Source organism: Rossellomorea yichunensis, from assembly GCF_032337515.1.
Classification (GTDB): domain Bacteria; phylum Bacillota; class Bacilli; order Bacillales; family Bacillaceae_B; genus Rossellomorea; species Rossellomorea yichunensis.
In genome coordinates this window covers 107,460-134,450 of the sequence record NZ_JAVYAD010000001.1, presented here as the reverse complement: position 1 = coordinate 134,450, position 26,991 = coordinate 107,460, and the positions used below count along the sequence as shown (strand labels likewise).

The window sequence follows — 26,991 nt, the reverse complement described above, 5'->3', positions numbered from 1 at the left end:
GCTCGTGCAAACAAACTCCTTGTAGTATTGTAACGAATCTGAGAAATTATTGCCAATTAAATTCTGTAAAAAATCATGCATTATGAATGGATTCCTTTTCCATTCGCTTTAATACGATTATTTTATCCTCGGTAAACTCATCTCTTATATGAGGATGACAGGTAAAGAACAGAGTCTGGTGGTTCACAGACATTTTCCTCAACAGCTTTAGAAATGCGTTCGTTCTGTCCAGGTCAAAGTTGACTACTCCATCGTCGATCAGTACCGGCAATGGGTACTTGTCCCGGAAAGATTGAATGAGGGCAAAGCGAATTGAGATGTATAACTGTTCTTTCGTTCCTTGACTGAGTTCTACCGCATGGAAAACCGCACCGTCCTTCCGCTCTACCCTGATCATCTCATCATCTCGTAAGAAAATCCGTAGATAGTGCCCTTCAGTCAGTTCTCTAAAATTCTCTTCTGCAAGCTCCATCACTTTAGGCATCTTAGATTTCTGGTAAAGATCCATTGTTTTCCTTAAGGCCGCTTGTGCTAAGGTAAATTTGGACCAGTCATACGCAAGTTCTTGAAGCTCAGCCCTTTTGCTTTGAAACTCCTGAAGGATTGTGGAGTAGCTCTTTCCTTCCTCCAGCACTTTTATTTCATACGAAATGGAAGCGAGCTCTTTTTGATGAGCAGAGAGCTCAGTTGAAAGCTCTTCGATTCGATTCGATACCCTTTTTAATTCTTTTCTACTATCTTCCTGAGAAACAAACCGAAGAAACGTATTGAGTGTTCGTTCGGTCAGCCTCGTTTTCATTCCATTATATTGTACCGATAGGTCGATTCTTTCTTCGGCGTGAAGTGCCTTTTCACGAAATTCTGTTTCTTCCATGCACCCTGCAGATTGAAGAAGGGTTTCAACCTCTTCACGGACCTTTCCACCTTCAATTCTTAGCTTCTCTATCTCAAAAGAAAGAGGCTCGAGCTCTGACTGGATGCTATTTAATGTGAGGGTCTTCTTTTCAATGTCCTGCATGATTCCCTTCAGTTTAATCACAGCCTCTTCCACTGTAGTAAACGTGAGAGAATGGCGGTGGAACCATTCCTGACAATGATCCCTGTACTCATTCAATTTTTGGACGACATAGTCTTGTTCTTCTTTAAGGTGGATATAAGACTCATAATTCGAAACGATCTCTTTCATTTTGACAAACGCATCACGGAGCCACTTCCAGTGAAAATCAGAAGGTAGACAGAGCTCTGATTTCAGACCGGATAGTCTTTGTTCTCCTGAAACAATTTCTTTCTCTACTTCCTTCTGCTTTTCATGGAGCTTCTGAAGTTTTACCTGTTGCTCTTCTAATGAAAGAATCCGCTGCTTCCACTCGTTCCTCAACTCCACTTGTTGCTTTAGGCTTTGCTCAGCCCTATCCAGAGAGTGAAACTCCATTTGACCTTCCGGCTGTAACTCTTTTGCCCTTGCTTTAGTTTGTTGAAGGATGCTGGTTTCTTCTCGCAGATTCCCCCTCGCCTGCACTCCCGATGCACCCACTACAATGAGAAGAAGCAAGCTGATTCCGACAAAAAGTCCATTACCAATCACTATTGCCCATGACCCAATTCCCAATAAAAGAAGGAGTGCTGCACCTATTAAGAGGAGCTGCCGGGAGAAGGAGGACTTTTTTCTGCTGAAACGTAGTTCTGCCTCTTTCACTTGCAGGTTCATCCAATGTGCCTGGTCCCGTGAAGCTTGCCGGGAAGATTCAATTTTCACCGATCTTTGCAATTCTTGATACTCATCTTCTTCCATCAGCCGATCTTCTAAGCTATCACACTTCCTTTCGATGTTGTGAAGTTCTTCTTCTTCCCCTTGGTAATGTTTCTGTAAGCTTTCCCGTTCATGAAGGAGCTTTGATTGCTGGTCCAGTGCATTTTGAATACGGTCAGACATCATTAAGCTTGTATCCAGGGCCGGGATGTCCTCCATCTCTATTGTTAGTCCCAATTCACGGATCGTATCGTTGATTTTACTACGCACCGCTTTTAATTCTCTGCCCCGTTCATTGCTTTCTTCTTTCCATTTCAGATAAAAAGACTGTTGAGACAATATCTTTTCTATAACAGGAAGTTCTTCGACTAGGAAAGGATCAATCTCTTCTGATTCTAATTTGTTGTACAGATTTTCTTGTTTCGTCACCAAGGTTTCAAGATATGCCGATAATTGTCTTTCTTCCGTTTTAAGTTCGTTTAAACGCTCTAATCCTTTTGCAGGAAACTCAATTGTATCCAATTGAGACAGCCGCTCCTCCACTCTTTTGAAGCTAGAGAGTGTATCCCAGTTTTCATTAACTGAAATCAGGTTCTCTTTCTTTTCAGCTAGAGCTGCCTTTTCTGTCTCCATGGATGAAATCCGGGTTTCTAACGATTTTTGCTTTGATATGAGAGGACTGTATTGATCATTTTTTTCTTTTCCTTCCTTTACTTGTTTTTCAAGGTGCTTTAATTGTGTCAGCACTGCGTTGACCATCGGCTTTCTTCCCGATTTCTTAAACAGCTGCTCCCTTTCTTTCTGCCAATTCTGTTCCATCTGTAACAGGAGGTCCGTCCCTGTAGAACCTGCAGAAAATAGGTAGCGGTTCAATTCTTCTTTTTTGAGGCGCTGAATGTTTTGCAGCCCTTCGAGGTTGAATGAGAATATGTTTTGGTAAGTTGTCCTGTCCATATTTCCGAGCAGTTGTTGAAGGGTTTCTTCTCCTTCGGTTCTTCCGTCCTCGAATTGAACGGTCACGTCTCCTGTTGCCTTCCCTTTAACCCGCTCGATACTGAGGAGTCCTTGTCCTTCCATCCTGCAAAGGATTCTCCCACCATACTCTGTAGAAGATTTCGGTTCATACCTGAGCAGAGATTGCTGCTTCGTCGGAAACCCGAACAAAATGCTATGTATGAACGACATAATCGTTGATTTGCCAGCTTCATTTTCCCCATAAAATAATTGAAGGTCACTGATCGTATAGTGCTTGTTTTCTATTTTTCCGTATCCATAAATATGAAGTTCGAGCAGTTTCACCCCATTCACCTCCACGTTCAGCCTTTATTTTGTAACAAGCGCTCTGTTTCTTCTATTAAAGATTTCTTCTCTTCTTCCTTTAAGGGGTCCAGAAAGCGGTATATAGATGGGTGCTCATACATTTCTGCCAGGGCACCCTTCCAGTCTTCTTCACCCATGCTCTCCAATGTCTCCATTACTTCCTGCCTGAACGGATCCTGTTCTATTCCCCGACTCGCTTGGGTATGATTCCATCGTATTGAATGAATCCACTTCAAACCCTGCTGACTCCCGTATTCTGTTCGCAATGCTTCCAGTAGATCACCATTTTCTATTTTGGCCGCCATGTCTTGAGTGAGTGATTCATCATCTGTCAAGATAACCTCAATCAACACATCCCCTTTTTCAAGAGATTCCAGCGCCTGCTGGATACGCTGAAAAATTTCTCCAAAGCGCTGAACAGATTGAAGGGATACCCTGCATGTCCTCCACATCAAGTCGTGAGTCGGGATAAATGTTAATTCTGTATGGTGATGATCAAGCACCACTTCATAGCAGCCTTTCTCACCTGTTTCTTTCCGATGTCTTCCCTGGATGTTACCAGGATATACGATGTAAGGCTCTTCGTGCAGAATCTGCCGCTCATGGATATGTCCCAAAGCCCAATAGTGATAATTCTTCTCCAGTAGTTCCCTTATCGAAAAAGGCGCGTACGTTTCGTGTGAAGAATGCACACTTCCTTCGCTTCCATGGAGGATGCCTATCGTATAGCGGTCATCGTAACGTTTGGGATAATCAGCAACTCTTCTTTCCTGTATATGTCTTTTACCATAGCTGAACCCGACTATGTCTACAGTTGTCCCATTCTTTACAGTAAGCTGTTTCACTTCTGTTTCTGCGTTGAAGATATGTATGTTATCCGGCATATCGAGCTCTAATCGATAGCTTCCAAGATGATCATGATTCCCGTGAACAACGTAAACAGGAATGTTGTTTGAATGTAACAGATTGAATTGCTTCAATAATTTCGCCTGCGCACGAATGCTGCGATCTTCTTCGTCAAACAGATCACCACTGATGATCATGAAGTCAATTTGTCTAACAATCGCTTCCCTTACCACTTTTTCAAAAGAGGCAAAGGTACTATTATGTATTCGTTCGAACACTTCTTTCGGTAAATGTTTTAGCCCGATAAAAGGACTATCCAGATGTAGATCTGCTACATGAAAAAACCGAATCTTTCCCATGAAGTTCCCTCCCCGCACTACGAATATACGTTCTTATATTCTTTCATTATATCCTAAAACCGGCAATAATTTCAGTATATACTCAACATTTTACTCGATTCATAGAGAAAGGCTGCCCCGGGTGAAGGAGACAGCCTGCTCTTACGAATCATTTTTTCGATGTTATATCGATTGCTTTTTTAATATCTTTAAATGAATTAGATTTTCCGTATAGGAGCACTCCACCTCGATACACTCTTGCTCCAAATATTCCAAGAATAATAATCGTCGCAAGGAGGACAACAATTCCTATTACTGGTTCATACACTGGAAGATTCAACATCCCCACACGAAGGAACATAACCATCGGTGTAAAAAACGGGATGTAAGAAGTAATCGTCACAAAACTGGATTCCGGATTCCCAAGACCGAACATGGAGATGAAGAATCCAATCATGATCAAGAAGGTCATCGGCATGATCATCTGCTGCACATCTTCAATTCTACTGACAAGAGATCCCAGTAATGCAGCCAGGGTGGCATACAGGAAATACCCTAATAAAAAGAAGATTACCGCATAGATAATGACACCTACTGATAAAGATTCAAATCCGAATCCTTCAAAGAAATCCCCTACCAGTTCATCCTTCTTTTGAATCATTGTAAAATAGCCCACTGCCAGGATTACGGCTAACTGTGTTAATCCTGCAAGGCCGATTCCAATGATCTTGGCAAACATTTGTTTAACCGGAGACACACTGGATATGAGGATTTCCATTACCCTCGAGCTTTTTTCTGTGGCGACTTCCATGGCCGTCATGTTGGCGTAAGCAATGACGGAGAAATAAATAAAGAATAATAGAACATATACTATACCCCTAGCCTGACTCAATTCTTCCTCAGACTTGGCTCCTTCAATAAGGGCTTCCTTTTCAAAAGCAACAGGACCGCTTAACAGTGCCAGTTCATCACCTGAAAGCTCTAATTTACTTGCAGCCAGTGAAGACTTCACATTTTGCAGGGCGACTTGTAATTCCCCGCTCACATTGGAATCTGATAATGAATTGGATTTATACAGTGCTTGCGGAAGACCTTCATCGCTTTCACTCAAAATGAGTAATCCTTTTAATTCTTCAGATTCTATATTCTTTTCGATTTCTTCCATCGATTGGGTGGCAGGTTCCAGCTCGATCTCGCTATTCATGATCTTCAGCTGCTGCACTAGCGGATCATACAGGTTGCCCGTTTCGTCCTGAACCGCTATTTTACTCGTGTCATCATCACTGAAGTTCGAAATGATACTGTCAAAATTGGCCAGTAATACAAGGGCAGCGGCAATGATGACGGTGGAAATGATAAAAGATTTTGCCTTAAGCTTTGAAAAATAGGACTGACTAAGGATCAAGAAGAAATTATTCATAAGAAGTTCCCACCTTTTCTATGAAAATATCGTTCAGGGAAGGTTCTTCTAATTCGAACTTACGAAGGAATCCCTTTTGAACAACGTCATGAAATACATTTTGGGCATCAGCCTCAGACTCGACCTGAAGAAGAACCCCTTCCGTTGTTTCTTTCAGCTTCGTCACGCCTTTCATATCCTTTAGATATAGAAGATCAAAATCTGAGTGGATGACCACATTCTTCTTCCCGAAGGAACGCTTGATTTCCTTCAAGCCGCCATGCACTACGGGACGCCCTTTATGCATGATGCATAGGCTTTCACAGAGCTCCTCCACATGCTCCATACGGTGACTGGAGAAGACGATTGTGGTTCCATTATTCTTGATTTCCCGGACCGCATCCTTTAACAGTTCAACATTTACCGGATCCAGGCCGCTGAACGGTTCGTCGAGAATCAGTAAACTCGGCTTATGGATAACCGATGCGATAAACTGAATTTTTTGCTGATTTCCTTTTGAAAGTTCTTCTACTTTCTTGTTCACGTTCTGAGGAACATTGAATCGTTCCAGCCAGTAATCCAGTTCTTTCAGGATGGTCTTTTTCTCCATACCACGAAGACGCGCCAGATAGACAATCTGATCGTTCACCTTCATTTTCGGATATAATCCTCTTTCTTCAGGCAGATATCCAATTTCCGGACTTGTGGAATAATCGATCCTCTTCCCTTTCCACGTAATCTGCCCTTCCGACGCATCTAATAACCCTAACACCATTCGAAATGTCGTCGTCTTCCCTGCCCCATTCGCGCCAAGGAATCCAAACATTTCCCCCGGTGGGATATCCAGTGACAGCTGATCAACTGCTGTAAATTGTCCAAACCTTTTGGTTACCTGTTGTATACTCAAACTCATTTCAGCATTCCCCTCCTATACTTTTAAACAAGCATCTTTTTTCTCTCTAGTACTCTACGATTTTATACAAAAAAGGTTTCATTTCCCACCTTTTTTATTTATCAAACTATTGGGACTTTCCAAAAAAATGATAATATGAAAAAATAAAAGAGTACATGAATACTATACAAAGGGGTATATCACAATGAAAGTTTACAAATTAACGGTTTTTGAAAAAGACGGAAAAAAGATTCTGGATGAATCATTCGAAGCTTCATCCGACAGCGACGCAAAGAAAATGGGTGAATCCATGTTAGAAGAAAAGGGGTATTCCGAGCATACGCATCGCTGTACTTCTCCTCTTGGGAAACTATTGTTGTTTCATGTGTAAGGTATACATCCTGCATTGCGGGTCACTTCCAGTGGCTTGTAATGCATTTTTTAATTAAAAGGATGAATGTATAACGAAAAAAAGAACCAACCCTTCAGGTTAGTTCTCTTTAACTATTATTCTCCCTTAAATTCAGGTCGTCTTTTCTCCACAAATGCACGGATGCCTTCCTGGTGATCCGAGGTTTGACGCATGAGCCATTGCCCTTCTTTTTCCAGTTCAAGCGCACGTTGTAGTCTGTCTTTGTTTAATGTGACATATACTTCTTTCGTTTTCATCATCGCTTTCGTCGGTGCACTTAATACTTGTTTTGTATAGCGCTCTATGCCTTCTTCCAATTTCCCGGATGGAATCGCTTCGTCTACAAGTCCCTTCATAAGGGCCTCTTGCCCTTCCAATACTTTACCGTTCCAAATCAATCGTTTAGCTTTATGTGTACCCAGGCGCTCCTGCAGAAGAAAATGACTTCCACCATCCGGAATCAGTGCGATGCCGATAAAGTTCATGGCAAGCTTGCTGTCTTCTTCACACAAAATATAGTCCGAGCAAAGCGCCAGACTGAAACCAAGACCTGCAGCAGCCCCATGTATGCCTGTTAGAACAATCTTAGGCATGGTATACAGAGTCATCACCAGTTCACTGATGGTATCCATAATACCTGAGAACTGTTCCTCTCCGCTTAAGGAAAGCATCGACTTAATATCTCCTCCGGAAGAAAACCCCTTTCCTTCTCCTGTCAGGACCAATAAAGAAATAGATGGGTCATTTTTCACTTCTTTTAACGCAGCCAGGAGCTCTCCCATAAGCCCTGCATCCAACGCATTCAGTGATTGAGGACGGTTCAGCTGTAGCCTTGCCACCTTACCTTCTTTATGTAATTTTACTGTTTCGTATTGATTTGACACTGTCAAAAAAATCCCTCCCCTTTCTTCTAGCATAGCGTAATATCCTATTTTTAGGAATTATTATTTTGAATAGTACAATAATTCAAAGGAGAGGTCGACTTCGGAACGACCTCTCTTACGAGTTATATTTGTTTCATTCTATCCTGCACTTGATCCCTCAAGGCTCTCTTTAAAAATTTCCCTACAGACGTTTTGGGTATCTCATCAAGGAACAGGATTTCATCCGGCAGCCACCATTTGGCAAACTGTGGTTTCAGAAAGTCCATGATTTCTTCTTTGGACACATTTCCTTTTCCCGAGTCTTTTAACACCACACAAGCGATCGGGCGTTCCTGCCATTCTTCATGGGGAACCGCAACTACCGCTGCTTCGAATATATGTTCATGTGCCATGAGAGCATTTTCAATGTCTACAGAAGAAATCCATTCTCCACCTGATTTGATCAAGTCCTTTGTGCGGTCCACGATTTTAATGTAGCCCTCTTCATCGATGGTGACGACATCACCTGTATACAGCCAGCCATCACGGAATGCTTCCTCTGTTCTTTCATCTTCATAGTATTCAGAAGCAATCCATGGACCTCTCAGGGCAAGCTCTCCCATTTCCTTTCCATCCCAAGCCACTTCTCCGTCTTTCCCGACGATTTTCATGTCTAATCCAGGGACGAGTAACCCTTGCTTTGCTTTCAAATCAAGCTTTTCTTCAGTGGAAAGATCATCATGATAGCTTTTCGATGCAGCTATCACGGCAAGCGGACTTGTTTCCGTCATTCCATATGCATGCATGAACGGAATACCGAATTTCTCTTCAAAGGTCCTGATCATTCCTTTAGGTGCTGCAGAACCCCCGCATAGAACGGAACGAAGGCTGGAGAGATCATATTCATTTTTCTCTAATTCATTGAGCAAACCAAGCCAAATGGTCGGGACCCCTGCAGAGATTGTTACCTTCTCATCCTGCATTAACTGAGCCAGCAATCCTGGAGTGAAATATGGTCCAGGCAGAACCTGCTTCGTCCCGAACCATACAGAGGCAAACGGAAGTCCCCATGCGTTTACATGGAACATCGGTACGACCGGCAGTGCAACGTCTCTTTCACAGACACCAGTGGTATCAGCAAGCCCCAGCGCCATGGCATGCAGGACGATTCCGCGATGAGAATAAATGACCCCTTTAGGATTTCCGGTTGTGGCTGAGGTGTAACACATCCCGGCAGGAGCATTCTCATCAATGTCTGTCCGGAATTGGAAAGAAGGATCGCCTTCCTCCAGCAATCTCTCATAATGATAAACCGGTTCCAAAGTGGTTTCCGGCAAGTCACCATCAGTCATTACAATGAAGGCTTTGACCGTCGGTATCTGGTCTTTGATCTTTTCGATGAGCGGTACGATGTCTGAATCGATGAGCAATACCCGGTCCTTGGCATGATTGATGATATATACGATGTGCTGGGGTGATAAGCGAATATTGATCGTATGTAGGACAGCCCCGCTACAAGGAATTGCAAAATAGGATTCAAGATGTCGATGATGGTTCCAGGCAAGGGTCCCGACCTTATCCCCTTCTTCAATCCCGAGTTTTGATAGGCTGCTTGCAAGTCTTCGTGTTCTTTCTCCCCACTGTTTATACGTGAATCGGCTTATTCCGGACTCAGTGCGTGAAACAATCTCTTTGTTAGGAAAATACTTTTCGGCTCTTTCTATCATTTGTGTCAGAAGCAGAGGTGTTTGCATCATATTCGATCTCTCCCCTCAATTTTGGTAACGTTTTCAAAAGTATTGTCTGATTTCTATGTCTACCTTACTAATTCGACCTTTTCAGAAGTAATCCTTTAAGTATTGTTGAAAAATTCCGATAGTTGCACATATATCAACACGTCCTTAGAAATAAAGAAAAAGCCGTCCAGAAGTTCTCTGAACAGCTTGTTTTTATAAAAAGCTCTTTTCGTAAACATTGTTGCTATTTACACACAGACAGTACAGCCTTTTATGAATGAGTGCAAGTGTGAAAACATAGACCGTTCCTTTTCGCTCCAGGCTCTTGCCTTCCGCTACAATCCACTCTGTGCTACTACATTAATACTGCTTACAAGTATAGATAGAAAAACAAAAAATGCTCCTATTCTAGGTATGTTGAGAGTTCCTCCACAAAACAAAGAATCTACAAAGGAATAAAAGAAGATTTCACCTAAATTGATGGATCATTGAACAATCTTTCAAGTGAATCAACAATGCTCCCACGGTAAATAACTTCTTGTAAAGAAGCGATAGTCCGTATTCTTTAGATAGTTTTGTTACTTTTAAGCTCTGTCTCGAAATTTTTTTATAGATGGTGAGGGGAACTGTGTAGACTCCTGCGGAAGTACGGGCGTGCCGAGACCCCGTTCGGCTAAGCTGAGGAGGCTCGGCCGAACGCTAGCTGCAAGCGGAGCAGTTCCCCTCACCATCCAGCACTTACTAATTTGACAGAGCCCAGGCAGATCTTATGTTATAGATCAACAAACTTCGCAAAAAGAGGCTTATGAAAATAAACCATTGAGGATCTTGATCTTCTTATCGGTATATTCTTTGAATCCCAGGTTGTAGGCGTTTGGCTCTTTCGGATTGGCAAAGTGCGTGATCTTTCCGGTCTTCGGATCGATGAATTTACTCGCAGCGCCACAGCCGATGCCAATGATGGTTTGGACCTCTTCCATGATCATGATGTTATAGAGGCTATCCTGCCCCGGGAGAGCATAGCCGACATTCTCGAGGTTACCCAGAATGTTCTTCTGACGATATAAGTAATAGGGATCATAGCCGTGTGCCTTTGTCCACTCTTCGGCAAGGTCCATCATCTTCCCGATTTCCACCCGGTCTGCCACTTTATACTTGTCTTTATTCTTCGTCATTTCAGACGCCCGCTTGAAGGACAGTGTGTGGACGGTCAACGATTCCGGCATAAGCTTCTCGGTCTCATCCAATGAATGCTGAAGCTCTGGAAGCTCTTCACCTGGAAGTCCGATAATGAGATCCATGTTGATGTTGTTCATTCCCATGTTCCGGGATAAATGAAATTTATCGATGGTTTCTTCCACGGTGTGATGACGGCCGATTGCTTTTAATGTTTCTTGTGTATACGACTGAGGGTTGATGGAAATGCGATCGATATTCCATTTCTTTAGTACCTCCAGTTTATCTGGGGAAATCGTATCCGGTCTTCCTGCTTCTACCGTCACTTCCCTTACCGCGTCCACATCTGGGAATGATCGATACATTTCTTCATATAGGGCATCCATTTCTTCTGCCGTGATGGAAGTAGGTGTCCCTCCGCCATAGTAAATCGTCGTAATCTTGACGTTATTCTCTTTGAGCCAGCGTCCCATTTCCTGGATTTCATAGTGAAGCCCGGCCAGGAAGGAATCTACCCGACCTTGTTTACCGAGAATCGCGTATGCAGGAAAAGTACAATACGCACATTTGGTAGGACAAAACGGGATTCCGATATAGATGCTCACTTCATGCTGGAGATCATAGAGATCCGGAACAACCGAAAGCTGCCGGTCCACGATGTTTTGCATCAGCTGAATCTTTTCATCGGTAATAAGGTATTCCTCTTTCAATTTCGCATGAATCGCCTCTTGGGGTATCCCAAGCTGTGTCTGCTTATGTAAAAGCTTGGTAGGACGGATCCCTGTTAAGATCCCCCACTTTTGCCTGATTCCTGTAAGATCTTGAAGAACATTCAGATATACATGAGATACTGCAGTTTTCAGCTGTTTGAAGCGTTCTTTTTCATTTTCATATGAAGTCCAGCCTCGTTCATAGGTCGCAGTGTATAATTCATCAGAAGTCGGTTTTATCAACACAGCTTTTGCTTCTATCTTTTCTTCTATTGTAAGTTCTATTTTGACTTGAAGATCCATGTCATCACAAGAGCCAAAGTGAATCACGGATTCTTCAAAAAATAAATTAGCAATCAATCGCAGGGGGCGCTCAAAACGCTCATCCTCGATTCCTTTTATCAAAACATTCACGTTCTAATCACCTTTCACCAAATCTAATAAGCTTTTATAAGTGTACAGAATGGGGTGGGAATGGTCAATGGCAGGGAGTCCCTTTGAAATAAATACAACACCCCGCTTTCCAATAGAAAAGCGGGGTGTATTGGTTTATGATTTAATGATGTTCATTTTTTTCAGGAATGGAATTGGGTGCTGCTTACGGAATAGCTCTGTTACAAAGTATGGGATGCCTTTTTCGCTTTGGCTCCGTGTAATCCAGTTCGCTGCATCTCTCACCTGTCTAGGCGCGTCTCCCATAGCTACTCCAAGACCACAGCATTCCAAGGAGTCGATGTCATCCGGCCCCGATCCAACCATCACGATTTGATCCTTTTTCACTCCAAGGCGTTCAGATAAATACATTAACCCTCGAAGCTTAGATACGCCCCTTGGCACGATATCAAGTTTATAGTCGGATGTCGGAATGGCGTCCACTTCTTCATACATGCCTTTTAGAGAAGCGACGACGTCCCACACATCTTCACGATGCTCCATGACAACCGATATCTTCGGAACCGACATTGGATTCTCCAAAAGATGATCACTCACACGATCCACAAACTGCTTACTATAAAGTAATTTCGACTCTCTTTGCCAAGAGACTTTTGCCATCTCCCTTGCCTGGGAATTGGCTTTGCCAATGATTGACCTCTTTTCATGGGATAGAGCTACTTGACTTGAGAAACCTTCAAGGAATTGAGCAATTTCATACGTAATGTCCTCGGCAATCTTTTTTACATACATCGGTTTTTCAAGCTCACCAGCGATGTAGGACCCACTATGTGTGACGAGCGGGGTTTTGAGTTTAAGGGCCTTGGCTACTTTCTTAGCTGAAGCAAAGCTCCTGCTAGTTACCAATGTGACCGTTACACCTTTATCTTGAACGTACTCAATTGCATCCTTTGTTTCCCTCGCAATTTTTCCGTTATCATTTACAATCGTTCCATCAATATTTAACGCTAGCATTCTATAGATCATCATCGGTGTCCCCCCTATATGTTGTCTACTCCCTTTCTTTACTTTTATGAAGGAGGAGAGACAAATATGACAAGGGGGTGGGAGCAATTCGCAAATTATAGCGAGTTGCTGGTAGAACTCATCAACTAGATGAAAGTTCTTGTTGGAGTGTATCTTTCTGTTCCACTGCTATATCCACAAAAAAAGGACTAACCCCCGTACTGGAAGTCAGTCCTTGTTGTTCCCATATTATTTCTGCATTGAACCGTAAAGTTCTTCAAGCGGCTTCATGATGACCTTGTTCAAGTCATTGATGACCATGCTCATGCGTTGCTCAGCTTCCATAAGCTTTGCAATTACTTCGTGTTGTTGAACAAGTTGAGCTGTTTTTTGAGCTTGCTCTACTTCTTCTTGAGAGATTTCTTCACCGCTCATTTGTTTTTGTTGAAGATTCATTTGAATGTTTCTGAAGTTTTCAAACATCTTGTTAGCAGATTCGTCATTGTTTACTTCGTCATACATCTTCTTCAGTTGTAGAAATTCATCGCTTTGACGTAAAGCACTTTCCAATTCGTTCGCTTGATCGTATAAGTTAATAGCCAAAATACGTACCTCCTATAATTTCACTCTATGTTTCCTACACCACTATAACAAACTATAGAGTGAAATTCTAGGAAGGACCCTTAGGCCCTGCTGAATTAAGAGATAAAGAGGGCTATGACCCCTTGAACGATTCCAATCACTCCTCCAAGTAATGCCCCTAAGTAAGTAATCATCTTGAATTCACGACGGGAAATGCCGAGAACCAATTCTTCCAATCTTCCAACTGAAAAAGATTCAACCTGTTCCTGCACAATATGCTGCAAGTGCATCTTCTCCATCAGGTTTGGAATCTTCTTAAATAAGAGGTCCGTCCCTCTATCCACCCATTTTGGCAGCTGGTTATTGAAGATGGAATCCTTATGAGGCTCAAGAAAGTTTCTTAGCGGCTTGGATAGGTGTCCTTCGATGTTGACTAGTTTGACCAGGGATGCCTGGACGGTTTTAATCAAGTCTTCTTCAGGTAATCGATCGATGAATTCATCAAGCTTCATTTGTTTCAGTTTGGACCATTCTTTTGTCAGTAGATTGAAAAGGATTTCCTGGGTTCCTTCATGCTTGATGAACTTTACGATTTCAGGCTGTACTTTATCAGCAACAGACGTGTTGCCGAGGAACATTCCGAGCATGTTTCCGAGCATGCCTCTTTCTTTCAGAAAATCGTCGATCATGATCTTCACTTTCATTTTTCCTTCTGGGCTTGTGAAATAAGTTTCCGCACGGTTTGCGATAAAGTCAACAAGCTTCGGAATACTCTCTTCAACTTTTTCCTGCCACTTTTCAGGTAGAGCCTCTTCCAGCCTTTTAGAGGTGTATGCTGCTTTCGTATCTTTCATCTTTTCAGCTACCCACTCTTCAAGCCATTCATTAAGACGATCGGAGGATACAGGGATTTGCAGGATATCCAACCACTCATTCACCGTTTTGTCCGAAGTGAAGACAGGTTGTAATTCTTCCCCTAGCCAGTGGGTTACATCCCTTTGAAAATCTTCATTCATCACTTTTTTCTGAAGACTTTCAGGCGTGATTAAATGATCGACCACCATTTTCCCAAGTTGTTCCGCCAATTCTCCACGGCGTTTTGGGATCAACCCTGGTGTGAATGGTACTTTAAATTTCCCGATATAGTAAGCCCTATAAGGTCTGAATAACATTTTTATGGCTAATGAATTGGTGACTCCTCCAATGAGGGCTCCAATCAACACCATGAACAGTATTAGGATGAAAGCATCCAGCATGATTGCACCTTCCTTTTCTACCTCTCTTGTTTGAACATTTTGCCTTGCTTTACATAGAATGCTATATCAACATTAGCCCAATAAATCATTATAGAATCATTCTTACGGGTTATGCAAACGGGGAATGCCTGATGAAGATAAAATGTTCATTTAGTTCGCATATACATCATCATGATCATCATCACTTGTATATACCGAAACAGATGATGAATCGATATCCTTTTGAACGGAACATGATACTGAAATGTGGAAACTCTTCTCTAAACATCACATGCAGAGAATATCCATCCGATTCTTTACAGATTATGTTAGAAACAAGCGATTCATTATTCTCTTCCATACCGAATCTGGAAAACATATGGATATCCATCGATTCAAGGCATAGCATCATCCATCTGGGACCGGTTGTGGCCCTACTAATCAACCAATTTTCTTTGAATACATTACATTCACACTCTTTAAAAGAATATTTTACAGAGTGTCAGAGCTGGTTTCAACGAAAAGGTGGATTCTTTTATCTTATTCCGCTCTCTTCTTTTATTGGAGACCTCTCTGAAGGGGTTGTATTTCTTGATCAAGACTGGGAGCTTAAAACACTTCCTGCTCCTAACATCATTTACAATCGATGTCATTCAAGAAAGGTAGAAAAGACTCCTTCCTTTGAAAAAGCCCTCACTCAATCTGAAGAACGGGACATTCTCGTTTTCAATTCTGGGTTTCTATCTAAAGACGAGGTTTACAATGCGCTGAAAGATGGACCGTCACTCGCCCATCACCTGCCCAAAACCGTGGAGGGATTCGATTCATTGGAGGAAATGCTTTCCTTATATAAGGATGTTTTCGTTAAGGGGGTAAACGGTAGCAGGGGACGCTACATCATGCGTATCCAAAAAAGAGAGAATGATTTTTTCATGCACCAAAATTCATTCACATCACAGAGTCCACTTTCTTTCTCAACCTACTCTGCACTCTATAGGCAAATTCGATCCTGGTGCAACCCTTCTTCTTATTTGGTTCAGGAAACCATTCCATTTCTTACAGTGGAAGATCAGCCATTAGATTTTCGGTTTCTTTGTCACTTGAATGGAAAGGGACACTGGGAAATCGTTTCTTCTGTCGCCCGGATTGCTTCTCATGATCAATTCGTGGCGAATGTCGATCAGGGAGGACGAATCGCAAAACCTCTTCCAATCCTTCAATCTCTTTTTCCCCCCCAGAGAAGTGTTGGGATTCTAAATGATATGAAGGTGTTATGTACGTCTTCTGCCCGACTCCTTTCTGACACGGTTGAAGGGCATTTCGCCGAGCTTGGCATTGATGTCGGCATCGATGAAAGCGGGAAGCCCTGGCTGATTGAAGTCAATTCCAAACCCTCTAAACGAACATACTTGGAAAACGACCGGATTCGTCCTTCGGTTAAAGCATTCTATGAATATAGTTTCACAAAATGGATGAACAAGGAGGATTAAAACGATGAACCAATCATTGGGCATTATGACCCTTACACCGCAAATAACAAACAGCTACTTTCTTGGAATAGCGAAACAATCCCTTTCTTATCCGATTGATCTTTATCTGTTCTCCCCCAAAGGAATCTCTCCTTTAAACGAAACGGTGGATGGATTTTATTTCAATAAAGAAACACAATCATGGGAAAATGAAGCCTTTGAAATTCCGGAATATATCTACGACCGTACCTATTATCAAAAGGATATACAATCCCAGCAGGCAAAGGCCGTTGTTCAGTGGTTAAAGAACCAGAGACACATTCGATTTCTCGGTTATGGGTTACCAAACAAATGGCTTCTTTACGAAAAACTTAAAAAGACCCCAATCTCCCCTTACATTCCCGAAACGTATCTTGTGACCGACGGAAAACATTTATTAAATCTACTTACTGAACATAAAGATATAATGATCAAACCAGTGGATGGGGCTCATGGATTTGCCATTTATCATCTTGTTGAAAGCCAGGGGGGCATAGTCGTTCGAACAACGAAAAAGGAAGGGATCAGGGAACAATCCTTCCAAAGGAAAGAGATCTTTATCAAGTGGGTTAACCGAATCCTTCTGCAGCATACGTTCATTTGCCAAAAGCGGATTCTCAATCTGACGAATGAGAATGCACCTTTTGATCTGCGCATTCTTTTGAATAAAAACGCTAATGGAGAATGGAGAGAATTTCAGCGGGCGATCCGTGTAGGGGAACAGCTGGCAATTCTGACCAATATCAGTCGAGGAGCTTCATATAAATCATATAGTGATTGGATGACTCTTCACGATTCTTCTTGGGACAATATTGAAGAAGAACTCACTGACATTATGGAAGAAATGCCTTTACTACTTGAAGAACATTTTTCAGCTCTGTTTGAAATCGGGGTTGATATTATTATTGGTGAGGATCAATCACTGTGGATTCTCGATATGAATTCTAAGCCGGGACATAAAGTAGTAGATGCACTTGGACCTGAGAAACTGCCATCCTTATACAAAGCTCCATTAGATTATTGTGAGTTCTTGGCATCACAATCACTAACATCCTTAAGACGAGGTGATTTCTAATGCTTAAAACGTATAAAATAGAACAATTCCAAGATGAAGAATGTCTTCTATACCTCCCCTCTGGTTTCAAGCTGGAGGAAAAAAAATTCCCTCATACAGTAATCCTTGGAACTGCAAGGCAATCCGCGGAATGTAAGCGTCATCCGAATGGACGTAACGTGATTGGCATTAGCTCTGGTTTAGCCGGGAAGTTACATCTTCCTTCGAAAGTAAAGTCCCTTTCTCTCTTTTGTAAAGAGGATTGTTTATATGCAGGAGTGCTCATTGGCATATTCACCTCAGGATTCACAAGTTTTAGCTTAAGCCCGATTGGTGAGCGCTCTTATTTCTTCAAAAAGCTCTTATCTGTTCAATCATCCCTTGGAGTCATTCCCTTTGTGTTTGGAGAGCGTCATATTAATTGGGAGAACGGACTCGTAAAGGGATATTTTCACTTTGGAGAAGGTTGGGAAATCGAGGAGATTCCTTTTCCAAATGTTATCTATGACAGGCTACCGAACCGCCGCAGTGAAAAGCGTAAAACGTACCAGAGCATCAAAGAAAGGCTACAGAGGGAATACGGTATTCCCTGGTACAATCCAGGTTTCTTTAATAAACTTGATTTGTTTGAACGACTGGAAAACGATTCTTCAGTCCAGCACCTGCTTCCGGAAACACATTCATTTCAATCATTTGATGAAATGGAAAGAATGCTTGCCACCTATCATCATATTTATCTTAAACCGAAAAACGGCAGTCTCGGCAATGGCATCCACAAGATTACGTATAATCGCTCATCCGATGAATATTATTGCCGGTTCAGAGATGAAGATCGTAAAAATCGCTTACTGAAATTTAAGTCCTTGGAGCAACTTGTCAATACGGTCTTTAAGAATCGAAATCTTGACACTTTTATCGTTCAGCAGGGAATTTCTCTGTTGCAGGAAAATAACCGGCCGATCGACTTCCGGGTTCATACGAATAAAGGTGGGGACGGAGAATGGCAAGTAAGTGCAATGGCCGGAAAAGTGGCAGGATCAGGAAGTGTGACCACCCATGCAAATAACGGTGGAGAAGTGAAAATTTTATCGGAGCTGTTTCCGGATGAAGCAGTCCGAGAAGTTATTGAAGGTGCACTAAAGGACGCAGCTTTAACACTATCACATGCCATCGAACGAAATCTGGAAGGATTTATAGGAGAAATCGGTTTTGACTTCGGAGTGGACGAAAATCATCGAATTTGGATGTTCGAAGCAAACTCTAAGCCGGGAAGGTCTATTTTTTCCCATCCCCATTTGAAGAGCTTTGATTTATTAACAAGAAAACTTGCCTTATCATTCGGGATCTTTCTCACTCAGCAAAGCTTGAATCACCCTGAGGAAATGCTTCCATGAACATCCTTTATAATCGGGAGAAGAAAACCTTTTTTCATGTGGAAGAATCCATAAAGACCTATAAATTTGCGAAGAATTCCTTTCTTCTTTCTTCTAAGAATTCAAAAGATTGCTATCAATTCACCATCTCGCCTCATCAGAAGAACATTCCGGCGATTCCCCTGATCGGAATCGTAGCAAGTAAGGAGGAAAAGAATAAATACAAGGGGAATTTTGAATTGTTTAGATCGATTCAGCTGGACGTTGAACAGGCAGGTGGAGTCTGTTTTGTCTTCTCTCCTCAAGATGTTTTCGGTGATTCCATTTCCGGGATCATGTACAATCAGCCATTAAACAAATGGGTGAAATGCCTATTTCCTGTACCAAACGTCATTTATAATCGCGTTCCCTCGAGGCATGCTGAGCAAAATCAGGCCTATCAGAAGCTTCTCCATTTTATTAAGGAACATAAAATTCCTTTCTTCAACCCTCATTTCTTTAACAAATGGAAAATATACGAGCTTCTGTCCAAAAGTCGTGAACTCGATCCGTACCTGCCGCAAACTGAGCTTGTCACAAATGAAGAGTCCTTTACCAACTTTCTTACGTCACATAAAAAAATATATGTGAAACACTCTCTCGCTTCGCAAGGAAAAGGAATCAGACTCATCGAAATCGATGACAATGGACGTATTCTCTGCAAAAGCATAAAAAAAATGGAGAGGTTCTTAAACGTATCCCGCCTGTTTCAATCATACAGCGAATGGTTTAATAGTAACCAGTGGATCATACAGGAAGCCGTTGACTGTAAAACATTGCATGATCATCGCTATGACTTCCGAATATTAGTCCTTCACACGGGGGAGGATTTTCGTTTAATAGGCATTGGTGTCCGTATGTCACAACGACAGGAAGTCACCACTCATGTACCTACCGGTGGGAAGATCATTTCTCTTAAAGAAGTCGCAGACGTTCATACGAAAAAGGAAATCTCACGGATCGTTCAAACATGTGGGGAAGAGCTTGCTAAATCCTTTGGCTATGTTGGAGAGTTCTCCATCGACTTAGCTCCACGGGAACAAGGGGGATTTGTATTATTTGAAATCAATTCAAAGCCCATGAGCTTTGATGAAGAAGAAATTGAAAACAAACGGCGAAAACAGCTTGTCCGCACATTCCTCACACTCAGTGCTAAAAATAGCGAAGGTTGAATCCAGGTGGTTCAACCTTTGTCATTCTTACCGTAATGAATTATAAATCGTAGAAAATCTTGTAGCATGTTCCATTTCATCAGTCATGGAAATAAATAGGGGCTTATAGGCTTGTTGATTCGGAATCTCCAGCAGCATGTCCCTGTAGAATTCTGCAGCCTCAAGCTCATCCTTCAGTGCAAGCAGGACTCCTTCTTTAAAAGTGGTAAACCCCACCTTCTCTTTCTTATGCTCGTAATATTCTCCCGTTAATAAATAATGGAGGTATTGGAACATTTCATAATGCACCTTTTCATCCTTCTTGGCATGTTCGATAAACTCTACATATAATGGATTATTCGTCCGCCCTTTTAATTCTTTATAGAAATAATAGGCTGTCCATTCATCACTGATCGCCTTTTGCAAATCACGAATAAACGAATTCATTCTTCGTCCCTCCTCTATCTCTTCAGTAAATTCTATTAGAGGAGAATTCCATTTATGATACATTTAACACCCACACCTACACAGCATGTATTAAAACGTTTACAATAATAGTGGAGGTGATGAAAAATGATTCAACATTTTCAATATAAAAGCATGTTCGAAAATAAACAGCTTCCCGGCTGGACGTTTTCCTTTTACTTCAGCGGGACAAAATTTCAAGGGAATTACCATAAAGACGGTAAAATTGAATGGACTGGAGCAACTCCACCGCCCGATAAGGAAGACACCCTCAAGAAGCAGCTTCATGAGCTGATGCTGTTCCACGTTTATGATTGATGGAACGTACATAATTCACCTGAAATAGAGAATTAATGAGCCTTCATGTATAACTTCAGCTTCCTTTCCAAAACTAAAGTAAGGAGGCTGATGAGCATGAAAAAAGATGATCAATTCCTTCCAGATACCAATTATGAAGGAAAAGAAAAAGTATTTCTCGATGTGGACCGTTTTATCAACGAAGGCATGTCCGGGGGGTCCGTCCACATGAGGGAAAACACAACCAACATCGAAGAAGCAATCGAAATCACGGATCATGAAGAACCACCGAAATAGAAAAGCGGAAGCGCCTTGTTCAGCCCCGACAAGCATAAGGCGGGCTTGCTGGAAAGGCGCTTTTTGCCTTTTTAGCAAGACTGACTTATGACCTCGAGGGGCTAGGCGCTGGAGCTGGACAATAGAAAAGCGGAGGGGGCTTGCCCAGAGGCGACAAGCATAAGACGAGAATGCCAGAAAGGCGCCCTTTGCCTTTTTGGCATTCTTGGCTTATGACCTCGAGCCTCTAGCCACCGGAGCTGGACAATAGAAAAGCGGAGGGGGCTTGCCCAGAGGCGACAAGCATAAGAAAAGAATGCCGGAAAGGCGCTGCTCTTTGCCTTTTTGGCATTCTTGGCTTATGACCTCGAGCCTCTAGCCACCGGAGCTGGACAAACAAAAAAGCTGCCAAAAAGGAGCATTATCCTTCGGCAGCTTTTAGTATTTATCGACTTCTGACAAGCATATTGACGGCTTCCTGAATAGCATCTTCTGCATTGATGCCCTCTTCTTCCGATTCACGAATGCAGGCTTCCAGGTTTTTCGCAACGATGAGACCTAATGTACGATCAACGGCAGTACGTACGGCAGATAATTGAGTCACAACATCCTTACAGTGTTTTTCTTCTTCCATCATTTTCAACACGCCGCGCACTTGACCTTCAAGGCGTTTCATTCGATTGGTAACTTCTTTAGTATATTCCATTTTAGGACACCCCATAATGATTTATTCATTCTTCAATAGTATTAAAATTAGCGATTTATTGCAATCGTGCACACTTTGATTAATCCAACTATTTAAGTACAATAGACATTATAACCTTTTTCACTATAATAATGAACAAAGAGGGATGACATGTTTACATATTTACGTAAAAAATTTCCTACTGCCATAATCCAAAACCATTATCCAACCAATCTTGAAGCTACAAAGATTTGGTTTACAAATGAAGCAGAAGATGAATACATAGGCATTGTTAGAAGTGAGATCACTCAAGAGGAAACGGAGTTATTGCACTGCTTGTTCAAAGAGATAATAAATCCATCCGGATCGATCAATGATTCTCCCAACTCAATGGAATGGTTCACCTATTTATATAATAATGGACCAATGCCTTCAAATATAGACGGCGAATTCCGGATCATTCAATTCTCTATGAAGGAGAGTTTAGACCAGCTTCTATTAAAAGAGGCGTTTAAACATTTATTACCCCTCCACACGATACTTGTATTGCAGGATGATAATATGGGCTTGCTCATTGAAGAGAAAGGTGCATGGAATTTGGATGAAGAGCAATTATTATCTATTTCCCATGTGATTGAATCGGACTTTTTTGCCAGTCTTTCTTATTTCATAGGACAATTTCACGATGTTCCACAAATCCCTCTCACCTTTAAATATGAGCGGGAATTGTTTTCATTCTCCAGAACTGTACATAAGCAGGCATTTATTCAATCCGTGGTGACGGTTCTGCCTGAATTTGCCCTCCATCATTTACCGCAGGAATGGAAAAAACAAATTTTCACAAAGGTGACTGACACCTTTCTGGAAGATCCTGAATTGATTCACACTGTTAAGGCTTTTCTCGAACATCAATCAAATATCAGTCAGACTGCCAAGAAACTATTTATGCATCGGAATAGTGTACAGTATCGAATTGATAAGTTCATTGAAAAAACCAATATTGATATTAAAACGTTTCAAGGTGGAATTTTAGCCTATTTCGCATGCTTGAACTTTCAATCTGACAACCTGCATAAAAAGGAATAAGGAACTTTGTGCAAGTTGACCATATCGTTTTGAATCCGCTTTCTCTACAATAGGGCTATAGATGAAAACGATTGCATTTCAAGGAGGAGAAAGTAAATGGCTGAATTAAAATTAGAAAATATCCACAAAATTTATGATGGCAAGGTTACGGCAGTAAATGACTTTAATCTTCATATTCAAGATAAAGAGTTTATCGTATTTGTAGGACCTTCAGGTTGTGGAAAGTCAACGACTTTGCGTATGATTGCCGGACTTGAAGAAATTTCTAAAGGAGATTTCTCTATCGATGGAAAGCGCGTAAACGATGTGGCACCAAAAGACCGGGACATCGCCATGGTTTTCCAGAACTATGCCCTATACCCACACATGAGCGTATATGATAATATGGCCTTTGGACTTAAATTACGTAAATTCGATAAACAAGAAATAGACCGTCGAGTTCAAGAAGCGGCTAAAATCCTTGGTCTTGAAGCACTGCTTGATCGTAAACCGAAAGCATTATCAGGTGGTCAGCGCCAGCGTGTAGCACTTGGACGTGCCATCGTTCGTGATGCGAAAGTGTTCTTAATGGATGAGCCTCTGTCCAACCTTGATGCTAAGCTTCGTGTGCAAATGCGTGCAGAAATCGCCAAGCTTCACCAACGTTTACAAACGACAACGATTTACGTAACACATGACCAGACAGAAGCAATGACTATGGCAACTCGTATTGTTGTCATGAAGGATGGAGTCATCCAACAAGTTGGTTCTCCTAAAGAAGTATACGATAAGCCTGAAAATGTTTTCGTAGGCGGATTCATTGGATCACCTGCTATGAACTTCTTCCACGGCTCCCTTGAAGATGGTAAATTCGTGATTGGAAATACCAAAGTTTCTGTACCGGAAGGGAAAATGAAAGTGCTTCGCGAACAAGGTCATGTAGGCAAGAGCATCGTTCTGGGAGTGCGTCCTGAGGATATTCATGATGAACCGCTATTCTTAGATACTGCACAAGGTGCGAAAATCACTGCGAAAATCGAAGTATCTGAATTAACAGGTGCTGAAACGATGCTTTACTCTCAATTAGAAGGACAAGAGTTTGTTGCCCGCGTTGACTCTCGTACCGATATCGCTGCCGGCCAAACAATTGAACTTGCTTTTGATATGAACAAAGCTCATTTCTTTGATTCAGAATCCGAGTCAAGAATTCGATAAAATAAATACTTAAAGCCGCACTCATTCACGAGTGCGGCTTTTTTACATCGTTTAAAACTCTGTCAAATCTATGCTTTTCCCCTCTTCTTCCCCACATCGAATACATGTAAAAAGATGGAGGCAAGTATCAGAGCAGCTGCTATTCGGTATGCCATCGGCTAATTGTACATGCTGTATATCCATATACGCACTGTACTCATCGTAAAAATCATAATATCTTCCCTGATCGGTTGTAGAGTCTCCGCACTTTGGGCAAAGTCCCCTGTATTCAACGATCCCGTTACATAATGCGCAAGCTTTCATGCTGTGTCACCATACTTTCAATCTAATTCATTGTATAGTGTTATCCTTTTTACAATCACAGTGATTTATGTAGAAAACTTTTAGGGATTTATCAGGAATAAATTCCCTGTCATCACTTTGAATATAAATTCAGAAACGAACCATAATACCTATTAACAAGGCAGGAACAAGCCTTCTCTCCCACCACTCGATGGGTTACGCCATTATTAGAATGGTCGCTCATGGAATAGCGGGCTGGTGCAAATCCAGCTAACCCAACCAAAAAAACTTATACATTTTAAGGAGATGACAGATTATGCAACAGCAACAATCTCGCAGCAATTCATCTAACCAACTAGTAGCTCCAGGAGCTCAACAAGCTATCGACCAAATGAAGTACGAAATCGCTTCTGAATTTGGCGTACAATTAGGACCAGATGCAACAGCTCGTGCTAACGGTTCTGTAGGTGGAGAAATCACTAAACGCCTTGTACAAATGGCTGAACAACAAATCGGTGGCGGGTACCAAAAATAATCAGCAATTTCATATGAATGGATAAAGCCCCCGGTCCTTGGCCGGGGGTTTTCATTTTGGCTGTCTTTTCACTATAAAAAACTGACCCCATTAGGAGCCAGCTCTTCCTATTATTTATTATGAACCATACTTGCCGGATCGATCCACTGATCATACTCCTCTGCGGTCAGATATCCTGATTCGATGGCTGCTTCTTTTAATGTAGAGCCATCGTTGTGAGCTTTCTTGGCTATTTCAGCCGCTTTTTCATACCCGATATGAGGATTTAATGCCGTTACGAGCATAAGGGACCTTTGAACAAAGTCCTCTATTACCTCTACGTTCGCTTCAAGTCCTTTTACACATCTATCGTTAAAGGACTTTATTCCATCTGTAAGCAGTCGTACGGATTGCAGCATGTTATAGATGATGACTGGTTTAAATACATTAAGTTCGAAGTTTCCTTGGCTGGCGGCAAATCCGATGGCCGCGTCGTTCCCGAATACTTGTGTCACTACCATCGTCACTGCTTCACTCTGGGTGGGATTCACTTTACCCGGCATGATCGAACTTCCTGGTTCATTGGCAGGGATCGTTATCTCACCAATCCCACTACGGGGACCGCTCGCTAACCATCTAACATCGTTGGCTATTTTCATCAGATCTGCTGCCAGTGCTTTTACAGCTCCGTGTACGTACACGATTTCATCATGGGACGTTAGGGCGTGAAATTTATTATCAGATGAGGAAAACTTGATGCCAGTCTGAGCTTCTAATTGTCTTGCCACTTTGTCACCGAATTCCGGATCGGCGTTAATCCCAGTACCGACAGCCGTCCCACCGATAGCCAGATTGACTAATTGATGAACGCTTTCTCTCAGCATACTATAGGACCTTTCCATCATGCCACGCCATCCGCTGATTTCCTGACCGAGCGTCAATGGTGTTGCATCTTGAAGATGTGTACGGCCAATTTTAATAATATCACTGAATTGGTCTTCTTTTTCTCTTAATGTCGCAGTAAATTCCCGAACGACAGGAAACAGCTTTGATTCGATTTCTTGATACGCAGCGATGTGCATGGCTGTAGGGAATGTATCATTTGAGCTTTGGGACATGTTCACATCATCATTCGGATGGACTTTCTCGTCCGATCCTTTATCTTTGAGAATTTCATTGGCACGAAAGGAAACGACTTCATTTATGTTCATATTGGATTGTGTACCGCTTCCTGTTTGCCATACTACAAGGGGAAAATGGGCGTCCCACTTTCCTTCCAGGATTTCATCACATGCCTGTCCAATCGCCGTCTTCTTGGCATCTGATAACTTACCAAGTGAATGATTGACAACTGCGGCGGCTTTCTTTAACTGTGCGAAGGCATATGTAACCTCAATGGGCATTTTCTCTGTACCGATTTGGAAATTTTCTTTACTTCGCTGAGTCTGTGCTCCCCAATATTTTTCCTTGGGCACCTTCATTTCTCCGATTGTGTCACGTTCTATACGATATTCCATTCTAGTTCCTCCCTTAAATGACTCTTCTATTACCATATTTCCACTAATCCAGTTAATCTAACCTTTTTCTGAAAAGTTTATTAGACTGACATAACATTATGACTCTAAACCTAAAAAAAGATGAATGAGCATGAGTCTCATTCATCTTTTACAATTTATTGTATTAAGTTCAGGAATTGTTTCGTACGTTCGTTCTTAGGCTGTTCAAACACTTCTTGAGGAGAGCCTTCTTCAACGATATATCCACCATCCATGAAGATGACTTTATCGGCTGCTTCTTTGGCAAATCTCATTTCATGAGTCACCACAACCATGGTCATCCCTTCTTCAGCAAGGTCCTTCATTACCTTAAGAACCTCCCCGACCAATTCTGGATCGAGTGCTGAGGTTGGTTCATCGAAGAGCATCACTTCCGGCTCGATCGCTAATGCTCTTGCGATTCCTACCCGTTGCTGCTGCCCTCCTGAGAGCTGGAACGGATAGTAGTCCACTTTTTCACCGAGTCCTACTTTTTCAAGGAGTCTGATCGCTTTTTCCTTTGTTTCGGACTTGCTGCGTTTTTGGACGATAGTTGGTCCTTCCATTACGTTCTCCAGTGCGGTCATGTGGGGAAACAGATTATAGTTTTGGAATACCATGCCTGTTTTCCGTCTAAGTTTAATAAGCTCTTGCTTGGAAACCTTTTTATTAAAATCAACGGAAGTCCCGCCAATTGAAACCGTTCCGTCATTCGGTAATTCCAGTGCATTTAAACAGCGGAGGAAGGTTGTCTTTCCTGAACCCGATGGGCCAATCAGGACGATCACCTCTCCTTTATTGACTTCTACATTCATTCCTTTTAATACTTCTAATTGATCAAATCGTTTAGTTAATCCTTTGATGGAAATCATATT

The 26,991-nt window shown here is 42.0% G+C and carries 25 protein-coding genes; 10 read left to right on the top strand and 15 right to left on the bottom strand.

All coding sequences use genetic code 11. The features are described from left to right. Positions 1 to 73: 73 nt before the first annotated feature. The 4 genes from RSX31_RS00675 to RSX31_RS00660 form a co-directional block, all read right to left on the bottom strand. Positions 74 to 3,049, bottom strand: a complete 2,976-nt coding sequence (locus RSX31_RS00675; protein ID WP_315632788.1) for an AAA family ATPase — start codon at positions 3,047 to 3,049, stop codon at positions 74 to 76. Positions 3,050 to 3,066: 17 nt separating this feature from the next. Further along, positions 3,067 to 4,275 (bottom strand): metallophosphoesterase family protein, encoded by a 1,209-nt coding sequence (locus RSX31_RS00670; RefSeq protein ID WP_315632786.1) that lies wholly within the window; start codon positions 4,273 to 4,275, stop codon positions 3,067 to 3,069. Between the two features lie 148 nt (positions 4,276 to 4,423). Beyond that, the gene (locus RSX31_RS00665; RefSeq protein ID WP_148968340.1) at positions 4,424 to 5,674 is read right to left on the bottom strand and encodes an ABC transporter permease; all 1,251 of its coding nucleotides are present in this window, start codon (positions 5,672 to 5,674) and stop codon (positions 4,424 to 4,426) included. Then, positions 5,667 to 6,566, bottom strand: a complete 900-nt coding sequence (locus RSX31_RS00660; RefSeq protein ID WP_148993304.1) for an ABC transporter ATP-binding protein — start codon at positions 6,564 to 6,566, stop codon at positions 5,667 to 5,669. The genes RSX31_RS00665 and RSX31_RS00660 overlap by 8 nt, the downstream gene beginning before the upstream one ends. A 184-nt stretch (positions 6,567 to 6,750) precedes the next feature. Between RSX31_RS00660 and RSX31_RS00655 the strand changes: the two genes are divergently transcribed. Next, a complete protein-coding gene (locus tag RSX31_RS00655; protein ID WP_148993303.1) occupies positions 6,751 to 6,936 on the top strand; it encodes a YhzD family protein in 186 nt (61 codons plus the stop codon). Positions 6,937 to 7,052: 116 nt separating this feature from the next. Here RSX31_RS00655 and RSX31_RS00650 read toward each other — a convergent pair whose 3' ends face one another. The 6 genes from RSX31_RS00650 to RSX31_RS00625 all read right to left on the bottom strand — a co-directional run bounded on the left by RSX31_RS00650 (position 7,053) and on the right by RSX31_RS00625 (position 14,678). After that, complete coding sequence (locus tag RSX31_RS00650) at positions 7,053 to 7,847, bottom strand: enoyl-CoA hydratase (protein WP_315632785.1); 795 nt, start codon at positions 7,845 to 7,847, stop codon at positions 7,053 to 7,055. Between the two features lie 116 nt (positions 7,848 to 7,963). Next, the gene (locus tag RSX31_RS00645) at positions 7,964 to 9,577 is read right to left on the bottom strand and encodes a long-chain fatty acid--CoA ligase (RefSeq protein ID WP_148993301.1); all 1,614 of its coding nucleotides are present in this window, start codon (positions 9,575 to 9,577) and stop codon (positions 7,964 to 7,966) included. 782 nt (positions 9,578 to 10,359) lie between these two features. Continuing rightward, positions 10,360 to 11,856 (bottom strand): coproporphyrinogen III oxidase, encoded by a 1,497-nt coding sequence (locus tag RSX31_RS00640; protein WP_148993300.1) that lies wholly within the window; start codon positions 11,854 to 11,856, stop codon positions 10,360 to 10,362. Positions 11,857 to 11,991: 135 nt separating this feature from the next. Then, entirely contained in the window at positions 11,992 to 12,864 is an 873-nt protein-coding gene (locus RSX31_RS00635) for an HAD-IIB family hydrolase (protein WP_315632784.1), read from the bottom strand. Positions 12,865 to 13,089: 225 nt separating this feature from the next. Then, positions 13,090 to 13,443, bottom strand: a complete 354-nt coding sequence (locus RSX31_RS00630; RefSeq protein ID WP_148968334.1) for a YlbF family regulator — start codon at positions 13,441 to 13,443, stop codon at positions 13,090 to 13,092. Between the two features lie 95 nt (positions 13,444 to 13,538). Next, entirely contained in the window at positions 13,539 to 14,678 is a 1,140-nt protein-coding gene (locus tag RSX31_RS00625) for a DUF445 domain-containing protein (protein WP_315632783.1), read from the bottom strand. A gap of 131 nt (positions 14,679 to 14,809) precedes the next feature. On the opposite strand from RSX31_RS00625, the gene RSX31_RS00620 reads away from it, so the two are divergent. From RSX31_RS00620 to RSX31_RS00605, 4 genes are read left to right on the top strand one after another with little or no spacing between them, the layout of a single operon-like run. Next, positions 14,810 to 16,147 (top strand): YheC/YheD family endospore coat-associated protein, encoded by a 1,338-nt coding sequence (locus RSX31_RS00620; protein WP_315632782.1) that lies wholly within the window; start codon positions 14,810 to 14,812, stop codon positions 16,145 to 16,147. Positions 16,148 to 16,151: 4 nt separating this feature from the next. Further along, entirely contained in the window at positions 16,152 to 17,240 is a 1,089-nt protein-coding gene (locus tag RSX31_RS00615; protein ID WP_315632781.1) for a YheC/YheD family endospore coat-associated protein, read from the top strand. Further along, positions 17,240 to 18,613, top strand: a complete 1,374-nt coding sequence (locus tag RSX31_RS00610) for a YheC/YheD family endospore coat-associated protein (protein WP_315632780.1) — start codon at positions 17,240 to 17,242, stop codon at positions 18,611 to 18,613. The genes RSX31_RS00615 and RSX31_RS00610 overlap by 1 nt, the downstream gene beginning before the upstream one ends. Next, positions 18,610 to 19,803, top strand: coding sequence for a YheC/YheD family endospore coat-associated protein (locus tag RSX31_RS00605; protein WP_315632779.1), 1,194 nt, complete (start codon positions 18,610 to 18,612; stop codon positions 19,801 to 19,803). Before RSX31_RS00610 ends, RSX31_RS00605 begins: the two co-directional genes overlap by 4 nt. A 27-nt stretch (positions 19,804 to 19,830) precedes the next feature. Here the strand turns inward: RSX31_RS00605 and RSX31_RS00600 are convergent, their stop codons facing one another. Next, positions 19,831 to 20,229 (bottom strand): ferritin-like domain-containing protein, encoded by a 399-nt coding sequence (locus RSX31_RS00600; RefSeq protein ID WP_315632777.1) that lies wholly within the window; start codon positions 20,227 to 20,229, stop codon positions 19,831 to 19,833. Positions 20,230 to 20,355: 126 nt separating this feature from the next. Between RSX31_RS00600 and RSX31_RS00595 the strand changes: the two genes are divergently transcribed. Both RSX31_RS00595 and RSX31_RS00590 read left to right on the top strand, forming a co-directional pair. Continuing rightward, positions 20,356 to 20,565, top strand: coding sequence for a YheE family protein (locus tag RSX31_RS00595; RefSeq protein WP_148968327.1), 210 nt, complete (start codon positions 20,356 to 20,358; stop codon positions 20,563 to 20,565). 96 nt (positions 20,566 to 20,661) lie between these two features. Continuing rightward, positions 20,662 to 20,841 (top strand): hypothetical protein, encoded by a 180-nt coding sequence (locus RSX31_RS00590; protein WP_148968326.1) that lies wholly within the window; start codon positions 20,662 to 20,664, stop codon positions 20,839 to 20,841. A 424-nt stretch (positions 20,842 to 21,265) separates the two neighbouring features. On the opposite strand, the gene RSX31_RS00585 is transcribed toward RSX31_RS00590, so the two are convergent. Then, positions 21,266 to 21,526, bottom strand: coding sequence for a metal-sensitive transcriptional regulator (locus RSX31_RS00585; RefSeq protein WP_148968325.1), 261 nt, complete (start codon positions 21,524 to 21,526; stop codon positions 21,266 to 21,268). Between the two features lie 150 nt (positions 21,527 to 21,676). On the opposite strand from RSX31_RS00585, the gene RSX31_RS00580 reads away from it, so the two are divergent. Together RSX31_RS00580 and RSX31_RS00575 are read left to right on the top strand one after the other, a co-directional pair. Further along, positions 21,677 to 22,591, top strand: a complete 915-nt coding sequence (locus tag RSX31_RS00580) for a PucR family transcriptional regulator (protein ID WP_148968324.1) — start codon at positions 21,677 to 21,679, stop codon at positions 22,589 to 22,591. Positions 22,592 to 22,687: 96 nt separating this feature from the next. Beyond that, positions 22,688 to 23,785 (top strand): ABC transporter ATP-binding protein, encoded by a 1,098-nt coding sequence (locus tag RSX31_RS00575; protein WP_148993294.1) that lies wholly within the window; start codon positions 22,688 to 22,690, stop codon positions 23,783 to 23,785. A gap of 51 nt (positions 23,786 to 23,836) precedes the next feature. Here the strand turns inward: RSX31_RS00575 and RSX31_RS00570 are convergent, their stop codons facing one another. Beyond that, positions 23,837 to 24,088 (bottom strand): hypothetical protein, encoded by a 252-nt coding sequence (locus tag RSX31_RS00570; RefSeq protein WP_148968322.1) that lies wholly within the window; start codon positions 24,086 to 24,088, stop codon positions 23,837 to 23,839. Between the two features lie 295 nt (positions 24,089 to 24,383). Between RSX31_RS00570 and RSX31_RS00565 the strand changes: the two genes are divergently transcribed. Further along, on the top strand, positions 24,384 to 24,602 hold the full coding sequence (locus RSX31_RS00565; protein ID WP_034763234.1) for an alpha/beta-type small acid-soluble spore protein: 219 nt from the start codon (positions 24,384 to 24,386) through the stop codon (positions 24,600 to 24,602). A 110-nt stretch (positions 24,603 to 24,712) separates the two neighbouring features. Here the strand turns inward: RSX31_RS00565 and fumC are convergent, their stop codons facing one another. Beyond that, positions 24,713 to 26,098 (bottom strand): class II fumarate hydratase, encoded by a 1,386-nt coding sequence (gene fumC, locus RSX31_RS00560; protein WP_148968321.1) that lies wholly within the window; start codon positions 26,096 to 26,098, stop codon positions 24,713 to 24,715. A gap of 155 nt (positions 26,099 to 26,253) precedes the next feature. Beyond that, positions 26,254 to 26,988 (bottom strand): amino acid ABC transporter ATP-binding protein, encoded by a 735-nt coding sequence (locus RSX31_RS00555; RefSeq protein WP_148968320.1) that lies wholly within the window; start codon positions 26,986 to 26,988, stop codon positions 26,254 to 26,256. Positions 26,989 to 26,991 lie beyond the last annotated feature (3 nt).

What these genes read in the sequence shown, in the direction of transcription:
- RSX31_RS00670 (WP_315632786.1), bottom strand. Translation starts at nt 4,275, where the DNA reads ATGGGAAAGATTCGGTTTTTTCATGTAGCAGATCTACATCTGGATAGT.
- RSX31_RS00665 (WP_148968340.1), bottom strand. Translation starts at nt 5,674, where the DNA reads ATGAATAATTTCTTCTTGATCCTTAGTCAGTCCTATTTTTCAAAGCTT.
- RSX31_RS00660 (WP_148993304.1), bottom strand. Translation starts at nt 6,566, where the DNA reads ATGAGTTTGAGTATACAACAGGTAACCAAAAGGTTTGGACAATTTACA.
- RSX31_RS00655 (WP_148993303.1), top strand. Translation starts at nt 6,751, where the DNA reads ATGAAAGTTTACAAATTAACGGTTTTTGAAAAAGACGGAAAAAAGATT.
- RSX31_RS00645 (WP_148993301.1), bottom strand. Translation starts at nt 9,577, where the DNA reads ATGATGCAAACACCTCTGCTTCTGACACAAATGATAGAAAGAGCCGAA.
- RSX31_RS00635 (WP_315632784.1), bottom strand. Translation starts at nt 12,864, where the DNA reads ATGATGATCTATAGAATGCTAGCGTTAAATATTGATGGAACGATTGTA.
- RSX31_RS00625 (WP_315632783.1), bottom strand. Translation starts at nt 14,678, where the DNA reads ATGCTGGATGCTTTCATCCTAATACTGTTCATGGTGTTGATTGGAGCC.
- RSX31_RS00620 (WP_315632782.1), top strand. Translation starts at nt 14,810, where the DNA reads ATGAAGATAAAATGTTCATTTAGTTCGCATATACATCATCATGATCAT.
- RSX31_RS00615 (WP_315632781.1), top strand. Translation starts at nt 16,152, where the DNA reads ATGAACCAATCATTGGGCATTATGACCCTTACACCGCAAATAACAAAC.
- RSX31_RS00610 (WP_315632780.1), top strand. Translation starts at nt 17,240, where the DNA reads ATGCTTAAAACGTATAAAATAGAACAATTCCAAGATGAAGAATGTCTT.
- RSX31_RS00605 (WP_315632779.1), top strand. Translation starts at nt 18,610, where the DNA reads ATGAACATCCTTTATAATCGGGAGAAGAAAACCTTTTTTCATGTGGAA.
- RSX31_RS00600 (WP_315632777.1), bottom strand. Translation starts at nt 20,229, where the DNA reads ATGAATTCGTTTATTCGTGATTTGCAAAAGGCGATCAGTGATGAATGG.
- RSX31_RS00595 (WP_148968327.1), top strand. Translation starts at nt 20,356, where the DNA reads ATGATTCAACATTTTCAATATAAAAGCATGTTCGAAAATAAACAGCTT.
- RSX31_RS00590 (WP_148968326.1), top strand. Translation starts at nt 20,662, where the DNA reads ATGAAAAAAGATGATCAATTCCTTCCAGATACCAATTATGAAGGAAAA.
- RSX31_RS00585 (WP_148968325.1), bottom strand. Translation starts at nt 21,526, where the DNA reads ATGGAATATACTAAAGAAGTTACCAATCGAATGAAACGCCTTGAAGGT.
- RSX31_RS00580 (WP_148968324.1), top strand. Translation starts at nt 21,677, where the DNA reads ATGTTTACATATTTACGTAAAAAATTTCCTACTGCCATAATCCAAAAC.
- RSX31_RS00575 (WP_148993294.1), top strand. Translation starts at nt 22,688, where the DNA reads ATGGCTGAATTAAAATTAGAAAATATCCACAAAATTTATGATGGCAAG.
- RSX31_RS00570 (WP_148968322.1), bottom strand. Translation starts at nt 24,088, where the DNA reads ATGAAAGCTTGCGCATTATGTAACGGGATCGTTGAATACAGGGGACTT.
- RSX31_RS00565 (WP_034763234.1), top strand. Translation starts at nt 24,384, where the DNA reads ATGCAACAGCAACAATCTCGCAGCAATTCATCTAACCAACTAGTAGCT.
- fumC (WP_148968321.1), bottom strand. Translation starts at nt 26,098, where the DNA reads ATGGAATATCGTATAGAACGTGACACAATCGGAGAAATGAAGGTGCCC.
- RSX31_RS00555 (WP_148968320.1), bottom strand. Translation starts at nt 26,988, where the DNA reads ATGATTTCCATCAAAGGATTAACTAAACGATTTGATCAATTAGAAGTA.